Source organism: Paracoccus versutus (assembly GCF_029909795.1).
GTDB classification, from domain to species: Bacteria; Pseudomonadota; Alphaproteobacteria; order Rhodobacterales; family Rhodobacteraceae; genus Paracoccus; species Paracoccus versutus.
Window position 1 is genome coordinate 716,393 of sequence record NZ_CP038196.1, and the last position, 13,509, is coordinate 729,901.

A 13,509-nucleotide genomic window follows, 5' to 3' on the forward strand; every position below is an offset into this window, starting at 1 on the left:
GGCAGTTTGAATGGGGCAAGAGCAATATTCGGGCAAAATGCCCGAGTTTTTGGCGTAATGCCAAGTTATCCCAGGGATAAATCACGTAATATCAATGGCTAGAGGGTTTTCGTTCTGCCCGTTCTGCGGGCAGCGGCTTTTTGCCACGCTTCTTGCCATGACATGTCGCTTGCAATGACACCTGCCTTGCAAAGCAAAAGACCGCCCGGCGCCTCCTCGCGCCGGACGGTCCAGTTGCGCCGGGGTCGGGGTCAGCGGCGCCCCGCCTCCAGCGCGTCCTCGAAGGTGCGCAGGCCCGTGACGGGGGCCTGCACCAGCACCGCCATGTTGCCGGGCTTGTGTTCGTTGCGCAGCATCTTCAGATGCGCGGCCGGGATTTCGGCCCAGGGAAAGACCTCGGACATGCAGGGGTCGATGCGGCGCTCGAGCATCAGCTTGTTGGCCGCAGACGCCTGTTTCAGATGCGCGAAATGGCTGCCCTGCAGGCGCTTCTGGTGCATCCACATGTAGCGCACGTCGAAGGTGCAGTTGAAGCCCGAGGTGCCGGCGCAGATCACCACCATGCCGCCCTTCTTGCAGACGAAGGTCGAGACCGGGAAGGTCGCCTCGCCCGGATGTTCGAAGACGATGTCGACGTTGTTGCCCTTGCCGGTGATGTCCCAGATCGCCTTGCCGAACTTGCGCACCTCGTTGAACCACTCCTTGTATTCGGGGGTGTTCACCTTGGGCAATTGGCCCCAGCACTTGAAGTCCTTGCGGTTGATGACACCCTTGGCGCCAAGGCTCATGACGAACTCGCGCTTGTCCTCGTCGCTGATGACGCCGACCGCATTGGCCCCGGCGGCGTTGATCAGCTGGATGGCGAAGCTGCCAAGCCCGCCCGAGGCGCCCCAGACCAGCACGTTCATGCCCGGCTTCAGCTCATGCGGCTCGTGGCCGAAGAGCATGCGGTAGGCGGTGGCCAGCGTCAGCGTGTAGCAGGCCGATTCCTCCCAGGTCAGGTGCTGGGGGCGGCGCATCAGCTGCTGGGCCTGGACGCGGGTGAATTGTGCGAAGCTGCCGTCCGGCGTCTCGTAGCCCCAGATGCGCTGGCTGGGCGAATACATCGGGTCGCCGCCGTTGCATTCCTCGTCGTTGCCGTCGTCCTGGTTGCAATGGATGACGACCTCGTCCCCGACCTTCCAGTTCTTGACTTTGTCGCCCACCGCCCAGACGATGCCCGAGGCGTCCGAGCCCGCGATGTGATAGGGCGCGCCATGGCCGTCGAAGGGGCTGATCGGCACGCCCAGGCCGGCCCAGATGCCGTTGTAGTTGACGCCCGCCGCCATCACCAGGACCAGCACCTCGTTGCTGTCGATCGGCGGCGTCTCGACCACCTCGACCTGCATGGCCTTGTCGGGTTCGCCATGGCGTTCGCGGCGGATGGCCCAAGCGTACATCTGCTTGGGCACATAGCCCAGAGGCGGCATCTCGCCGATCTCGTAGAGATCCTTTTCCGGTGCGTCATAGGGCGCGATCGGGGTGGGTTGGTCCAGGGCCATCTCAGAGTCCTCTTTTGCCGCTTTCGGCGCCGGGTTTCCGCCGCGGCGCAGAATCAGCGCGGGTTGCAGCGCCCGTTGTAAGGATGACTGCGCAACATTGCAATATTACTGATGTAGAAATTGTAATAATCTGTCGTAACGAATGCGCGAACCGCCGCAGTGCAGCGGAACCCGGCGCCCCGATGGCTGGGTCGGAGCAGGGCCTGCCGGGCTCAAGGCGGCGCTTGCCCGCCGAATCGGTGGCGCAGCGGGCGGGGTTGGGCCGTCGGATGGGCCCAGCCCGCATTTCCTGCCGCCCCCTGCCTAGGCGCGGCCGCGGTTCTTCGCCTTCCGGCCTCTAGGCCAGCCCTCGCTGCGATCCGCGCTGCACCTGCATTGCCGGGCGCAAATGCCGAATTTTCCCGGCATTTCCGGGGGCAAGGCCTGAAACGACAGGCGATGGAAGCCCGGAAATCCCTTGTTTTCCGCCATCCCAAGTGTGGTTGGACGGTGACTTTGCCCATTTGCCAAGGCCATTGGCGCTCATCGAAACTTCCCGAAAAAAAAGCCGCCCCGAGGGACGGCCTGGCCGATGAAATGCTGCGATTGCTAACTAAAGATCCGCGAGCCGATAGATTCCGCAATCGCGATTCGAGCCGTGGAGGATCGACCGGATGCCGCGCGTCCACAACTGTCGTCGGAGTTCCTCCTTTTCGAGCGAGCGCTGTCGCGCCAGGGTTGCGAGCGAGACATGAGCGGGTCGGAAGCGATAGAAACTGTCGAGTTCGATATGCCAGGGCGCCTCGCGGTCGCCGATGATCGGAACGACGCGCTTCAGTAGGGGGTGCCGTCATGATTGGCCAGCCGCAGCAGGCTGGCTACGGCGCCGTCGTCGATGCCGAGGATTTCGGCGGCTTCGTCCTTGCTGATCCGGGGGCATGCGCGGTGCGTAGAGAGCGCCCGTCATTTCCTCTTCATCGATCAGGATCGAATCGAAACCTGCCTGTCCCTGGGCGTGTGCCGCGAAGGTGTCGTTGACATGCAAATACTTATCCTCGCTGTCGGCCGGCAGGCCGAACGCGATCAGGACCGTCGTCAACGAACCTCGTGGAACACCCGTTTCATCGCAGAGCGAGGTGATGCTATGGCGCCGCCGCTGGGCTGCCACTTCGCCGAGCAAGGTTTCTCCGGCGGCGATCGACATGCTGTCAAGGATATGGCTCCGCAGGATGTCCTCGGTCGGCCGATGCCATCTGGATCGGAGAGGGCACCGGAGTAGAGCGGGCCGTATGCGGATCGCGGCGTCGACACGGGCTGTTGCCGTTTCACGGCGCTGAAGATTTCCTCAAGGCCGTCTCGAACGCCGTCAGGCCCCCGTGAGATGAATCCGAACCCGACCTTTCCGCTCTCGTCCCATCGCTCTTGGGTCAACAAGGAGGCTTTCACCAGCGTGCCATGGAAGAGGCAGGCGCCGAGCAGTTGCGTGGCACGGGCGACCTGATCGATGCGCTGGCTGTCGAGCCACTGGGGGCCTGCCTGCCCGTCAATACGGGCTGCGACATAGGCCTGAAGCGGCGAGACCCCATGCCGAGGGGTTTCCGCGGCCAGGCGTTCGAGCGCGTCATCCGATTCGGCGAGCGCGCCCGGCAACTGGAATCGCTCCTCCTCCGTAGCGGCCTTGCGGCGGATCAGGGGGATGCCATGGCGCGGGCAGGTCCTGACAGGGGCGAACATCCAGTGCAGCCGTCCGACGCGTTGTCCATGGCTTCCGGCCGCCATTTGGCGATCTTCCAGCAGGCAGGCGGGGCAGAAGGTGATCCGCCGACGATCGAGAAACCTGATGTCGAACAACTGTCCCCGGTGCTCATGGCCGCCTTGCCGGCCGGCAGGATCGCGGCGCGAAGCAATCCGGCCCGAGGCATGCCGCTGAGCGCCGCGATGCGCTCCACGGTCTCGGGCGCCGCTGGCATGACGGATTGGCGAGCCAGATCCAGAAAAGCCATGAACGGAAGGCCGCCATCCCGGCATGGAACCGGGCCATGCGCGCGACATAGGACATCAGGGATTCGCCGGCGGCCAGCGGAAGGAAGGGAAGAAGCGGCATGGATCAGGACCTCGACAGCTGCTTGCGTTGGCGTTCGGTGCGGATCGCGGTGGTCTTGCCACCACCGGCGGGCTCGATCAGCGCGATGCCGCGGGTCTCCTGCCCGGCGGTGAAGCGCGCCGGCAGGGGCAGGAGGTTTCCCTCGTCATCGGTCTGGAACAGGCGCTGCAACTGGAGCTTCAGGTCCCTGTCGCGGTCGCTCTCGATATGAATGCGTCGCAGCCCGGCGATGACCTGTGCGACGGGCTTGGGGGCGGCCGGCGTCGGGACTGCGGGGTATCGGCGGTCATGGATCAGTCTTCCATCTCGAAGTTGTTGGCGCGGCGTGCCGGGGCCTGCTGGGGCGCGGCATCGGTCTCCGTGTTCCGGGGAGCACGGGGTTCGATGGAGCGGCCGTAGCCATCTTCCGACCTCTGGGTCCGGGCGGTGTTCGCAGCCACCTTGAAGCTGTCGAACAGGGAGGATTCGAGCTTTTGCAGGTTCTCCACCGTCCAGTTCTTGTCGATCAGGCCGAAGGCCAGCTTGCTGGTGGTGTTCATGTCCCGGATCGCCTTGAGCGCCTCGAAAACGACCGCCTCGTTCCAGGATCTCTGTTTCTCGGCACGGGTGCGCAGGGCGCGACGGGTCGCGATCCATTCCTGTGCGTGCAGCCCGTCGAACAGGCGGCCCTCACTCGTCTCGGCATGCATGGTCCCGACCTCGACCCAGTTCCCGTCGAGGCAGACTTCGATGGCGCCGATGTCGGCATGGTCCCAGCGGATGTCCACGGTCTGCCCACCGGAACCAGGTCGCGAGATCATCCGAATGATACCGGATGCCGAGAATGGTGATCCCGTCCTTGAACACACGCATTTGCGATCACATCCCGATGGACTTCGCGGGCGGGCCATCCTACCCATATGGCATGATGCGCCTGCTCGCCCTGCTGTTCACCTTTGCCGTGATGAACGCCGCCCTGATCCTGTCGGTGGCGCATGACGGCGTGGTAGCGTCGCAGCAATTGGCGATGGAAGCCGCAGCCGGGCAGGAGGCCGAGCCTTCTTCCGCCCCAGGCAATGCGTCCTGCATGCTGAGCGGCAGTTGCAGCAGCGATGGAACAGCCTGCGACTGGACCTGTGCCTCGCATGCCGCCGTCGAGACGGCGTCCTTGCAAGATGGGGCCGCACAGCACGCCAGCAGGCTCGAGCGGCTGTTTGCCGTCTCGTCCTGGCGAACGACGGGACCGCTGCAGCAAGAGCGGCCTCCGAGAACTCTCTTCGTCTGATCCTGCGCCTCGGGCGCAATTCGCCATCAGCCTGGCAAAATCCCGCCGGGTGCGGTCGTCATGGCCCACCCCGACGCGGTTTCCGGGCTGATGTGATCACAGACAGAACGGATTGAGTCATCAACATGGATAAGGGATTCAAAGGCTCCGGCCTTGATCGCAGGGCATTTGTCGGCGGGCTGATATGTGCCGGTAGCGGCGCCATGGGCGCGTTTGCGCAGCAGTTCGACCCGAGCACGGGGAACATGGTCTATGGCGGTGCGGGCCAGGGGCAGGCACCCGATATCGGCGCCTGGCAGGTAAATCCGAACGCCGATCGGCGCCGGAACCTGTCCGCCTTCCGCATGTGGCATTGGAGCGATCATTTCAGCGACCTGGGGGTCGGGGTGATCCTGGCCGATGTTTCGTCGCGGGCGCTGCACTACTGGTCCGCCGGCGAAGCCACCTATCGGGTCTATCCCTGCTCGGTGCCGGTGACCGAGGAGCTGACCAAGCGCGGCAAGACCGAGGTGGTCCGCAAGGCGAAGAACCCGCCATGGACCCCCACGCCCGACATGCGCAAAAAGGATCCGAGCCTGCCCTTGCGCGTCGAAGGCGGCACGCCGGAAAATCCCCTTGGCGCTTATGGGCTCTATCTGTCCTGGCCCGCCTATCTCATCCACGGCACGCATGACACCCGAAAGATCGGGCGCCTGTCATCGAACGGCTGCTACGGCCTCTATAACGAGCATGTCACCGAGCTTTACGACCTCGCCGAGATCGGCACGCAGGTCGCCGTGTTCTAGAAGCCTCGCCGCAGGCGCGAGCCCGCGGCGATATGTGAAACCAGGAGGCTCTCGGATGATCAGCCCGGCCCATGTCTCGATGGCGGTGCGAAACCGCGCCTATGAGGGATCCGTGTCGCCATGATCGCCATGCAGGCAAAGCGCATGGTTGCCCAGCACCTCGATCACCCGGCAGTCGGCGATGGTGCCGCAGGCGCATTGCGCCAGCATGCGCTGCAATTCGTCGCGCAACACCGTCAGCCGGGCGATGCGGGCATTGACCGCCGCAAGCTGGCGGCCGGCGATCTCGTCGGCGGCGGCGCAGGGGATGTCCGGCCGGTCCGACAAGCTCAGCAACTCGCGGATCGCCTCGAGCGGAAAGCCCAGGTCGCGGGCGTGGCGGATGAAGGCCAGCCGCTCTTGCACCTTCGGCGCGTAAAGCCGCTGGTTGCCCGCCGTCCGCTCGGGCTGGGGCAGCAGGCCGATCTGCTCGTAATAGCGGATCGTCGGCACCTTCACCCCGGTCGCCCGGCTGAGTTTTCCGATGGAGAGCATGAGAAACCCCTTGAAGCTCTAGTTGCTGGAGCACCTAGGTTCCCGAATCATCGAGGACAAGGGTCCGCGGTCTGCGCGGGCAGGAGATGAACGATGCGTGACGAAAATGCCGAACGGGTCGAATGGACGGTGACGGGCATGGACTGCGCCGCCTGCACCCGCAAGATCGCCGCGGCGGTCGAGCGGATGCCGGGGGTGGGCGAGGTCTCGGTCGGGCTGATGGCCGAGAAGCTGTCGCTGACGCTGCACCCGGACGGGACAAGCCGCGACCAGATCGAGGACACGGTTCGGCGCCTGGGCTTTGGCATCGCGCCGCGCGGGCAGGAGGCACCGCGCAAGAAGGCCTTCGTGCTGCCCGATGCCGCGCCTGCGGCGGCCGTGGCACCGGCAGCCGTCCCGGCCACGCATGGCCACGACCATGGCGCTGCCCGCGGCCAGAGATGGCATCGCACCGCCAAGGGCCGGCTGGTCGTCATGACCGGCGTGCTGCTGGCGGCGGCCTGGGCCTTCGAACTGCTGACCACGGCCGAATGGGGCTATTGGGCCTTCCTGCTGGCCTGCGTGATCGGCGTCGCCCCGGTGGCGCAGCGCGCCTTCGCGGCGCTGCGCATGGGCCAGCCCTTCACCATCGAAAGCCTGATGACCATCGCCGCCGTCGGCGCCCTCTTCATCGGTGCGGCCGAGGAGGCGGCGCTGGTCGTGTTCCTGTTCGCCCTGGGCGAGGTGCTGGAGGGCGTCGCCGCCGGCCGTGCGCGCGACGGCATCCGGGCGCTGGCCGATCTGGTGCCCAAGACCGCGCTGCTGGAGGTGAACGGCAAGACGCGGGAGGTTCCCGCCAACAGCCTGGAGATCGGCCAGGTCGTGCTGGTCCGTCCCGGCGACCGCATCCCCGCCGATGGCGCGATCGCCGAGGGCACGAGCGGCATCGACGACAGCCCGGTGACCGGCGAGAGCGTGCCGGTGACCAAGGGACCGGGGGACGGGGTTTTCGCCGGCTCGATCAATACCGAGGCGGCGCTGCGCGTGCGCGTCATGCGCGAGCCTGCGGACAACACCATCGCCCGCATCATCCGCCTGGTCGAGGAGGCCGAGGAAGCCCGCGCCCCCACCGAGCGCTTCATCGACCGCTTCAGCCGCTGGTACATGCCCGCCGTGGTGGCGGTCTCGGCGCTGGTGGTGCTGGTGCCGCCGCTGGCATTCGGCGCGGACTGGGGGAGCTGGATCTATCGCGGCCTGGCGCTGCTGCTGATCGGCTGCCCCTGCGCGCTGGTGATCTCGGTCCCGGCCTCGATCGCCTCCTCGCTCTCGGCCGGGGCGAAGCGCGGGCTGTTGATGAAGGGCGGCGCGGTGATCGAGGCCGCGGCCAAGGTCAACCAAGTCGCCTTCGACAAGACCGGCACGCTGACCCATGGCCGGCCGGTGGTCACCGACCTGGTGCCGGCCGCCGGCGTGGACGAGGCCGGGCTGCTGGCGGTGGCGGGCGGGGTCGAGGCCGGCTCCAGCCATCCGCTGGCGCAGGCCATCCTGGCGCGTGCCGCCGAGGCGGGCGTGGCCCCGCTGCCCGCGCGCGAGGCGCGGGCGCTGGTGGGCCGGGGGGTCGAGGCGGTCGTCGCGGACGAGCCCGCATGGGTCTCCTCGCCCCGCCATGCCGCCGAGCAGGGCGGAATCGAAGCCGATGCGATCCGCCGCGCCACCGCGCTGGAAAGCGAGGGCAAGACCGTGGTCGCGGTCTTTCGCGCGCGCCGCCCCCTGGGGTTGATCGCCATGCGCGACGAGCCGCGCGCCGATGCCGCCGAGGCGATGGCCCAGCTTCGCGCGCTGGATGTCGGCGCGGTCATGCTGACCGGCGACAACCCGCGCACCGCCGAGGCCATCGCGGGCGCCCTTGGCATGGACCATCGCGCCGGGATGCTGCCCGAAGGCAAGCTGGCCGCGATCCGCGAGATGGCCGCGCAGGGGGGCGTGATGATGATCGGCGACGGCATCAACGACGCCCCGGCGCTGAAGCAGGCGAGCGTCGGGGTGGCGATGGGCTCGGGCACCGACGTGGCGCTGGAGACGGCGGATGCGGCGATCCTGCGCGACCGGGTGGCGGACGTTCCGGCGCTGATCCGGCTGGCGCGGGCGACGATGGGCAACATCCGCCAGAACGTCGCCATCGCGCTGGGGCTGAAGGCGGTGTTCCTGGTGACCTCGGTCCTCGGCATCACCGGGCTGTGGATCGCCATCCTGGCCGACACCGGCGCGACCGTGCTGGTCACGCTCAATGCCCTGCGCCTGCTGGGCTTCCGCCCGGAGCAGACCTGATGTCGCTCGCCCTGGCCGCATGGCTGATCCTGATCTGCTATCTGGCCCTGTTCTTCTGGGCTCGGCCGAGGCGCGACGCGCGGCAGGCCAGCCGGTCTGGCTGTTCGCCCATGCGCGGGGCCGCGACCGCCTGGCGGCCATGGGCTTTCGTCTGGGCTTCCTGCTGGCGCTGGTCGGCCCGGTCGTGGCCGGTTCCACGGCCCTGCCCACGGGCCTGCAGGTTGCAGGCGTCGCGTTGGCCGCCCTCGGCATGGCGGTGGCCTTCGGCGCGCAGATGGCGATGGGGGCGTCGTGGCGCGTCGGGCTGCGCGCTGGCGAGGAAGGGCCGCTGGTCACCACCGGACCGTTCAGGATCAGCCGCAACCCGACCTTCCTGGGTCAGTTCCTGCTTCTGGCCGGTGTCCTGCTGGCCAGCCCGTCGGTGCTGACGCTGGCCGGGCTGGCGCTGTTCGCCGCCTCTGCATCCGTCCAGATCCGCAGCGAGGAGCGCCTGCTGCGCGCCCGTCATGGCGAGGCCTATGACCGATGGGCGCGGCAGGTGCCGCGCTGGATCGGCCTTCGCCGAGAGGAACGGACTTGAGACCGCACAGCCTTCTTCTGGTCGCCCTGCTGGTTCTGCTGCTGGACCAGGCGAGCAAGTCCGCGGCGCTGTCCTTGCTGGAGCAGGGACGGCCCGTCGTGGTCTTTGCCGGTTTCAACCTCGCTCTTGGCTTCAATACCGGCGCAAGCTTCGGGTTGCTCGCCGAAATCATGGCGACACGGCCGCTGGCCATGGCCGCGCTGACGGCGGCGCTGACCGTCTTCTTCGCCCTCATGGCCTTGCGTGCCCGCCATCCGTTCGAGGCGGTGGGTCATGCGTTGATCGTGGGCGGGGCGGCAGGGAATGTCCTGGACCGGCTCCGGCAAGGCAGGGTGACGGATTTCCTGGATTTCTATTGGGGCGACCAGCATTGGCCGGCCTTCAATGGCGCGGACATCGCGATCTTTCTGGGCGCGGTGCTGTTCCTGCTCCCCATGGCGAAAAGGACCTAGCGCCATGAAGGAAACTCTTATCGCCGCCGCGCTCATACTCGTTGCCTATCTTGGGCTGTATATCTGGGGAAACCGTGCTGCGCTCAAGTCTCGCAATTGCCCGGTTCCCACGCCATTGGCCGGACGAACAAAGGTTTCCGCGATCCAGGGGCCTGAGCGCATGATGCAGGGTAACCGCGCTGTCACTTCCGCCGCCGAAATACAGCTGCTTGCTGCTTTTCTGACTGCTCTGGCGGCAACTCTGGGCGCGCTGTTCATCGGCGAGGTGCTGGGCCAGATGCCCTGCACCCTGTGCTGGTATCAGCGGATCGCGATGTTCCCGCTGGTGCCGGTGCTGGCCATCGGCTTGTGGCGCGGGGACGCGGGCGCATGGTTCTATGCCCTGCCGTTGGTGTCGGCCGGTTTGGCCATCGCGCTCTGGCATTCCGGCCTTTACGCCGGGCTGATCCCCGAGACCGCCAGCCCCTGCACCAGGGACGGCCCCTCCTGCTCGAACCGGGCGCAGATGACCATCATCGGCCTGCCGATCCCCTATCTCTCGCTTGGCGCCTTCGCCGGGATCGCGCTGTGCCTTGGCCTCGGGAAAGGAAAACCAACGTGAACCGCAGAACCATCGTCATCGGCAGCCTCGTCCTCGGCGCGGCTGCCTTCGCAGGTGGGGCCTGGCAGGTCGCCCGGCGGCGCGAGGCCGCGCAGACCGCCGCTATCGCCGAGACCCTGCAAGCCCAGCCCGATGCGCTGGTCCGACCGCATTCCCCGATCCTTGGATCCGCGGATGCGCCGGTGACGCTGGTCGAGTTCTTCGATCCCTCCTGCGAGGCCTGCCGCGCTTTCCATCCCGCGGTCAGCCGGCTGCTGCGGGACCATCCCGAACAGCTGCGCGTCGTGCTGCGCTATGCCCCCTTCCACCAGGGATCGGACGAGGCCGTGCGCATCCTGGAAGCCGCAAGGATGCAGGACAGGTTTGTGCCCGTGCTCGACGCCCTGCTTGATCAGCAGCCCCGCTGGGCGGCACACGGTGCTCCGCGGCTGGACTGGGCCTGGCAGGTCGCTGGCGAAGCGGGGCTGGATCTTGCCAAGGCCGGGTCGGACCGGCTGCACCCGGCGATAACCGCCGTCCTGAACCAGGACATGGCGGATGTGGAGGTGCTGCAAATCCGGGGCACGCCGACCTTCTTCATCAATGGCGAAAGGCTGACGGATCTGAGCATCGAAAAACTGCGCGCGGCCGTCACCGACGCCGTGAACGCGCAGTAAGGGGGCCGCCGATGAACCTGCGACGGATCAGGCTGGTCCTCTGGGCGCTGGTGGCCGTGGCGCTGGCGGGTGTTCTTGCCTTGCACTGGGCCGGAAGGCGGCCCGAGCCATCCCAAGCTGCCTTCCGTCCCGATTTCGCATTGCAGGACGCGGCCGGGCGGACCTATGGCATGGAGGATTTCCGCGGCAGGTTCGCGCTGGTCTCCTTCGGCTTCACCAACTGCCCCGACGTCTGCCCGACGACCATGTCCGAGGTGGCGCTGGTGATGGACGACCTGGGACCGGAGGCGGACAAGGTGCAGCCGCTGTTCATTTCCATCGACCCCGAACGGGACCGCGGGCAGGGGCTGTCCGAATATCTGGCGGCCTTCCATCCGGCGATCCTCGGCCTTGCCGGCGACGGGGCCGCGACGCAGGCGGCCGCCGAGAGCTTCAGGATCCATTTCGAGCGCGAGGAATCCCCGGCCGCACCCGATGGCTACACCATGTCGCATAGTCCGGGGCTGTTTTTGATCGGCCCGGATGGCGAATGGCTGCGCCAATTCCCCCATGAGACCCCCGCAGCCGAGATTCTGGCGGATATCCAGGAAAGGATCTGAACCGATGAAACGCTTCGCAATTGTGCTTGGGCTTGCCGTCATGCTGCCCCTGGCCGCCGCGGCCGAATGCGCCAGCGTCTCGGCGGGCGACCTGACCGTCACCGGTGCCTGGTCGCGCGCCACCATCGGCACCGCCCGCCCGGCGGTCTTCTATGTCGAGATCCGCAACGATGGCGAGACCGGCGACCGGCTGACGGGGATCGACACCCCGGTCGCCGCCATGCCGATGCTGCACCGGACCGTGGTCAAGGACGGCGTCGCCTCGATGCCGCATGCCGAGGCGATCGACATTCCGGCTGGCGAGACCGTCAGTCTGGCTCCCGGCGGCTATCATGGCATGCTGATGGAGCTGACCGCGCCGCTTGCCGAAGGCGAGACCTTTCCGGTGGCGTTGCGGTTCGAACGGGCCGGCTCGGTCGAGATCGACGCCCGGGTCCTGTCGATACGCGCACAGGGGGCGGAATGCGACGCCGCGGGCTGATCCTGGGTGCGGCGGGCCTGGCGGGAGCCTTCGGCTTCATGATGGGGCTGGGTACCTGGCGCGGCGGTGATCCGCCCCCGCCGAGAGGGGGCGAGGGCGCCCGCGATGGCGAGAGAATGGACCTGTCCCGCATGGCCTGGGAGCTGACCGACGATCACGGCACTCGCGTCGCGCCGCGCGATTGGCTCGGGCAGGCCAGCATGGTCTTCTTCGGTTTCACCTGGTGTCCCGATGTCTGTCCCACGACGCTGATGGACATCTCCGGTTGGCTGGACGACCTGGGACCGGATGCCGACCGCATCCGCGTCAGCCTGATCACCGTCGATCCCGAACGCGACAGTCCGCAGGTCCTTGGCGAATACCTGTCGAACTTCGATCCCCGCATCCGGGGTCTGACCGGATCGCCCGAGGACATTGCCAAGGCGGCCGCCGGCTTTGCCGTCAAATACGAACGTGTTCCGCGTGACGATGGCGATTACACGATGAATCATACATCCGGCGTCTACGTCTTTCGGCCGTCGGGCGCATTGTCGAGCATCATCGATTTCCACGAGGATCGCCAGTTCGCGGTCCCGAAGATCCGCAGGGCCATCGAATGAGAACCATGTCTACCGCGAGCCGCAGCGCGTTGATCGCCGTTGCCTTGCTGGCCGTCCCCCTTGCCGCCACGGCGCAGAACCTGCACCCGGCCCTCCATGTCGTCGAAGGGCAGGGTTGCGAATGCTGCGTCGAATGGACGAACCATCTGCGCCAGCAAGGCTTCGAGGTGACCTCGGAAAAGCGCTTCGGCACCCTTCTGATGAAGCACAAGATCGACAGGGGTGTGCCGGTCGAGCACGCCTCCTGCCATACCGGCGAGATCGACGGGTATTTCCTGGAGGGGCATGTTCCGGTCGAGGATATTCGCCGGCTGTTGCAGGATCGACCCGACGCCGCCGGGCTGGCGGTTCCGGGCATGCCCTACGGCAGCCCCGGCATGGGACCGGAATCTGAACGCGAGGCCTATGATGTCCTGCTGATCCGCAAGGACGGCAGCACCGAGGTCTTCAGCAGCTATCCCGCTTCTGATGGCCGCTGACCCGTTTCAGGAGCAATACCGCATGATTTCCTTGAACCGGCGCCATTTTTCCCTGGCAGGTCTTTCCGCCCTCGCAGCCTGTGGTGCGCCCCAGCCGAAGCGACCGCAGTTCAAGTCTTATTCCGGTCCTCCGGTCACCCAGGTCGTGGTCTACAAGGGCCAGCGCCGCTTGCACCTGGTGAGCGGCCAGACGGTGCTGAAATCCTACGATTTCGGCCTGGGCTTCCAGCCCATCGGCCACAAGCAGTTCGAGGGCGACGGCAAGACGCCGGAAGGGCTCTATTTCATTGACCGTTTCAACCCCCGCAGCCGCTATCATCTCTCCGTGGGCATTTCCTATCCGAACGACCGGGACCGTGCCTTCGCTGAACGACTGGGACGCGATCCGGGCGGGGACATCATGTTCCACGGCCGCGGGCCCGAAGGCAATGAACGGGTCCGCAAGAATCGGGACTGGACAGCCGGCTGCATCACCGTCACCGACGAGGAGATCGAGGACATCTACGCCATGCTGCAACCCGGCGCGCCGGTCGTGATCTATTCGTGAG

At 66.7% G+C, this 13,509-nt stretch carries 18 protein-coding genes; 12 read left to right on the forward strand and 6 right to left on the reverse strand.

Features of this window, described 5'->3' with window-relative positions:
• Positions 1–251: 251 nt before the first annotated feature.
• The 5 genes from ccrA to E3U25_RS03520 form a co-directional block, all read right to left on the reverse strand.
• Entirely contained in the window at positions 252–1,541 is a 1,290-nt protein-coding gene (gene ccrA / locus E3U25_RS03500) for a crotonyl-CoA carboxylase/reductase (RefSeq protein WP_116221188.1), read from the reverse strand.
• An 829-nt stretch (positions 1,542–2,370) separates the two neighbouring features.
• Positions 2,371–2,619 (reverse strand): hypothetical protein, encoded by a 249-nt coding sequence (locus E3U25_RS03505; protein WP_140847959.1) that lies wholly within the window; start codon positions 2,617–2,619, stop codon positions 2,371–2,373.
• Entirely contained in the window at positions 2,616–3,572 is a 957-nt protein-coding gene (locus tag E3U25_RS03510; protein WP_116221186.1) for a TniQ family protein, read from the reverse strand. The genes E3U25_RS03505 and E3U25_RS03510 overlap by 4 nt, the downstream gene beginning before the upstream one ends.
• 55 nt (positions 3,573–3,627) lie before the next feature.
• Entirely contained in the window at positions 3,628–3,795 is a 168-nt protein-coding gene (locus E3U25_RS03515) for a hypothetical protein (protein ID WP_157034063.1), read from the reverse strand.
• A gap of 122 nt (positions 3,796–3,917) precedes the next feature.
• On the reverse strand, positions 3,918–4,391 hold the full coding sequence (locus tag E3U25_RS03520; protein WP_116221185.1) for a hypothetical protein: 474 nt from the start codon (positions 4,389–4,391) through the stop codon (positions 3,918–3,920).
• 56 nt (positions 4,392–4,447) lie between these two features.
• Here E3U25_RS03520 and E3U25_RS03525 point away from each other — a divergent pair, with 56 nt between their 5' ends.
• On the forward strand, positions 4,448–4,888 hold the full coding sequence (locus E3U25_RS03525) for a hypothetical protein (RefSeq protein ID WP_116221184.1): 441 nt from the start codon (positions 4,448–4,450) through the stop codon (positions 4,886–4,888).
• A 203-nt stretch (positions 4,889–5,091) separates the two neighbouring features.
• Positions 5,092–5,673, forward strand: coding sequence for a L,D-transpeptidase (locus E3U25_RS03530; protein WP_338117741.1), 582 nt, complete (start codon positions 5,092–5,094; stop codon positions 5,671–5,673).
• 99 nt (positions 5,674–5,772) lie between these two features.
• On the opposite strand, the gene E3U25_RS03535 is transcribed toward E3U25_RS03530, so the two are convergent.
• Positions 5,773–6,207 (reverse strand): MerR family transcriptional regulator, encoded by a 435-nt coding sequence (locus E3U25_RS03535; RefSeq protein WP_116221182.1) that lies wholly within the window; start codon positions 6,205–6,207, stop codon positions 5,773–5,775.
• A gap of 93 nt (positions 6,208–6,300) precedes the next feature.
• Between E3U25_RS03535 and E3U25_RS03540 the strand changes: the two genes are divergently transcribed.
• From E3U25_RS03540 to E3U25_RS03585, 10 genes are all read left to right on the forward strand, one after another.
• Positions 6,301–8,514 carry a heavy metal translocating P-type ATPase gene (locus E3U25_RS03540; protein ID WP_116221181.1) on the forward strand — a complete coding sequence of 738 codons (2,214 nt, stop codon included), beginning with the start codon at positions 6,301–6,303 and terminating at the stop codon, positions 8,512–8,514.
• A gap of 19 nt (positions 8,515–8,533) precedes the next feature.
• A complete protein-coding gene (locus tag E3U25_RS03545; RefSeq protein ID WP_244294974.1) occupies positions 8,534–9,094 on the forward strand; it encodes a methyltransferase family protein in 561 nt (186 codons plus the stop codon).
• Positions 9,091–9,546: a signal peptidase II gene (lspA, locus tag E3U25_RS03550; RefSeq protein ID WP_244294972.1), complete on the forward strand. Its 456-nt coding sequence runs from the start codon at positions 9,091–9,093 to the stop codon at positions 9,544–9,546. Before E3U25_RS03545 ends, lspA begins: the two co-directional genes overlap by 4 nt.
• A gap of 163 nt (positions 9,547–9,709) precedes the next feature.
• Positions 9,710–10,147, forward strand: a complete 438-nt coding sequence (locus tag E3U25_RS03555; protein WP_116221713.1) for a disulfide bond formation protein B — start codon at positions 9,710–9,712, stop codon at positions 10,145–10,147.
• Positions 10,144–10,803: a DsbA family protein gene (locus E3U25_RS03560; protein ID WP_116221179.1), complete on the forward strand. Its 660-nt coding sequence runs from the start codon at positions 10,144–10,146 to the stop codon at positions 10,801–10,803. Before E3U25_RS03555 ends, E3U25_RS03560 begins: the two co-directional genes overlap by 4 nt.
• Before the next feature lie 11 nt (positions 10,804–10,814).
• Entirely contained in the window at positions 10,815–11,402 is a 588-nt protein-coding gene (locus E3U25_RS03565) for an SCO family protein (protein WP_116221178.1), read from the forward strand.
• Positions 11,403–11,406: 4 nt separating this feature from the next.
• Positions 11,407–11,883 carry a copper chaperone PCu(A)C gene (locus E3U25_RS03570; RefSeq protein ID WP_116221177.1) on the forward strand — a complete coding sequence of 159 codons (477 nt, stop codon included), beginning with the start codon at positions 11,407–11,409 and terminating at the stop codon, positions 11,881–11,883.
• A complete protein-coding gene (locus E3U25_RS03575) occupies positions 11,865–12,482 on the forward strand; it encodes an SCO family protein (RefSeq protein ID WP_116221176.1) in 618 nt (205 codons plus the stop codon). Before E3U25_RS03570 ends, E3U25_RS03575 begins: the two co-directional genes overlap by 19 nt.
• A gap of 5 nt (positions 12,483–12,487) precedes the next feature.
• Positions 12,488–12,961, forward strand: coding sequence for a DUF411 domain-containing protein (locus tag E3U25_RS03580; protein ID WP_116221175.1), 474 nt, complete (start codon positions 12,488–12,490; stop codon positions 12,959–12,961).
• 22 nt (positions 12,962–12,983) lie between these two features.
• Entirely contained in the window at positions 12,984–13,508 is a 525-nt protein-coding gene (locus tag E3U25_RS03585) for a L,D-transpeptidase family protein (protein ID WP_116221712.1), read from the forward strand.
• The last annotated feature ends 1 nt before the right edge of the window (position 13,509 follow it).

Excerpts from the sequence above, each read along its gene's own strand:
- E3U25_RS03555 (WP_116221713.1), top strand. The coding sequence starts at position 9,710 with ATGCAGGGTAACCGCGCTGTCACTTCCGCCGCCGAAATACAGCTGCTT.
- E3U25_RS03535 (WP_116221182.1), bottom strand. The coding sequence starts at position 6,207 with ATGCTCTCCATCGGAAAACTCAGCCGGGCGACCGGGGTGAAGGTGCCG.
- E3U25_RS03510 (WP_116221186.1), bottom strand. The coding sequence starts at position 3,572 with ATGTCGCGCGCATGGCCCGGTTCCATGCCGGGATGGCGGCCTTCCGTT.
- E3U25_RS03525 (WP_116221184.1), top strand. The coding sequence starts at position 4,448 with ATGGTGATCCCGTCCTTGAACACACGCATTTGCGATCACATCCCGATG.
- E3U25_RS03540 (WP_116221181.1), top strand. The coding sequence starts at position 6,301 with ATGCGTGACGAAAATGCCGAACGGGTCGAATGGACGGTGACGGGCATG.
- ccrA (WP_116221188.1), bottom strand. The coding sequence starts at position 1,541 with ATGGCCCTGGACCAACCCACCCCGATCGCGCCCTATGACGCACCGGAA.
- E3U25_RS03565 (WP_116221178.1), top strand. The coding sequence starts at position 10,815 with ATGAACCTGCGACGGATCAGGCTGGTCCTCTGGGCGCTGGTGGCCGTG.
- E3U25_RS03570 (WP_116221177.1), top strand. The coding sequence starts at position 11,407 with ATGAAACGCTTCGCAATTGTGCTTGGGCTTGCCGTCATGCTGCCCCTG.
- E3U25_RS03530 (WP_338117741.1), top strand. The coding sequence starts at position 5,092 with ATGGGCGCGTTTGCGCAGCAGTTCGACCCGAGCACGGGGAACATGGTC.
- E3U25_RS03585 (WP_116221712.1), top strand. The coding sequence starts at position 12,984 with ATGATTTCCTTGAACCGGCGCCATTTTTCCCTGGCAGGTCTTTCCGCC.
- E3U25_RS03545 (WP_244294974.1), top strand. The coding sequence starts at position 8,534 with ATGGCTGATCCTGATCTGCTATCTGGCCCTGTTCTTCTGGGCTCGGCC.
- E3U25_RS03580 (WP_116221175.1), top strand. The coding sequence starts at position 12,488 with ATGTCTACCGCGAGCCGCAGCGCGTTGATCGCCGTTGCCTTGCTGGCC.
- E3U25_RS03575 (WP_116221176.1), top strand. The coding sequence starts at position 11,865 with ATGCGACGCCGCGGGCTGATCCTGGGTGCGGCGGGCCTGGCGGGAGCC.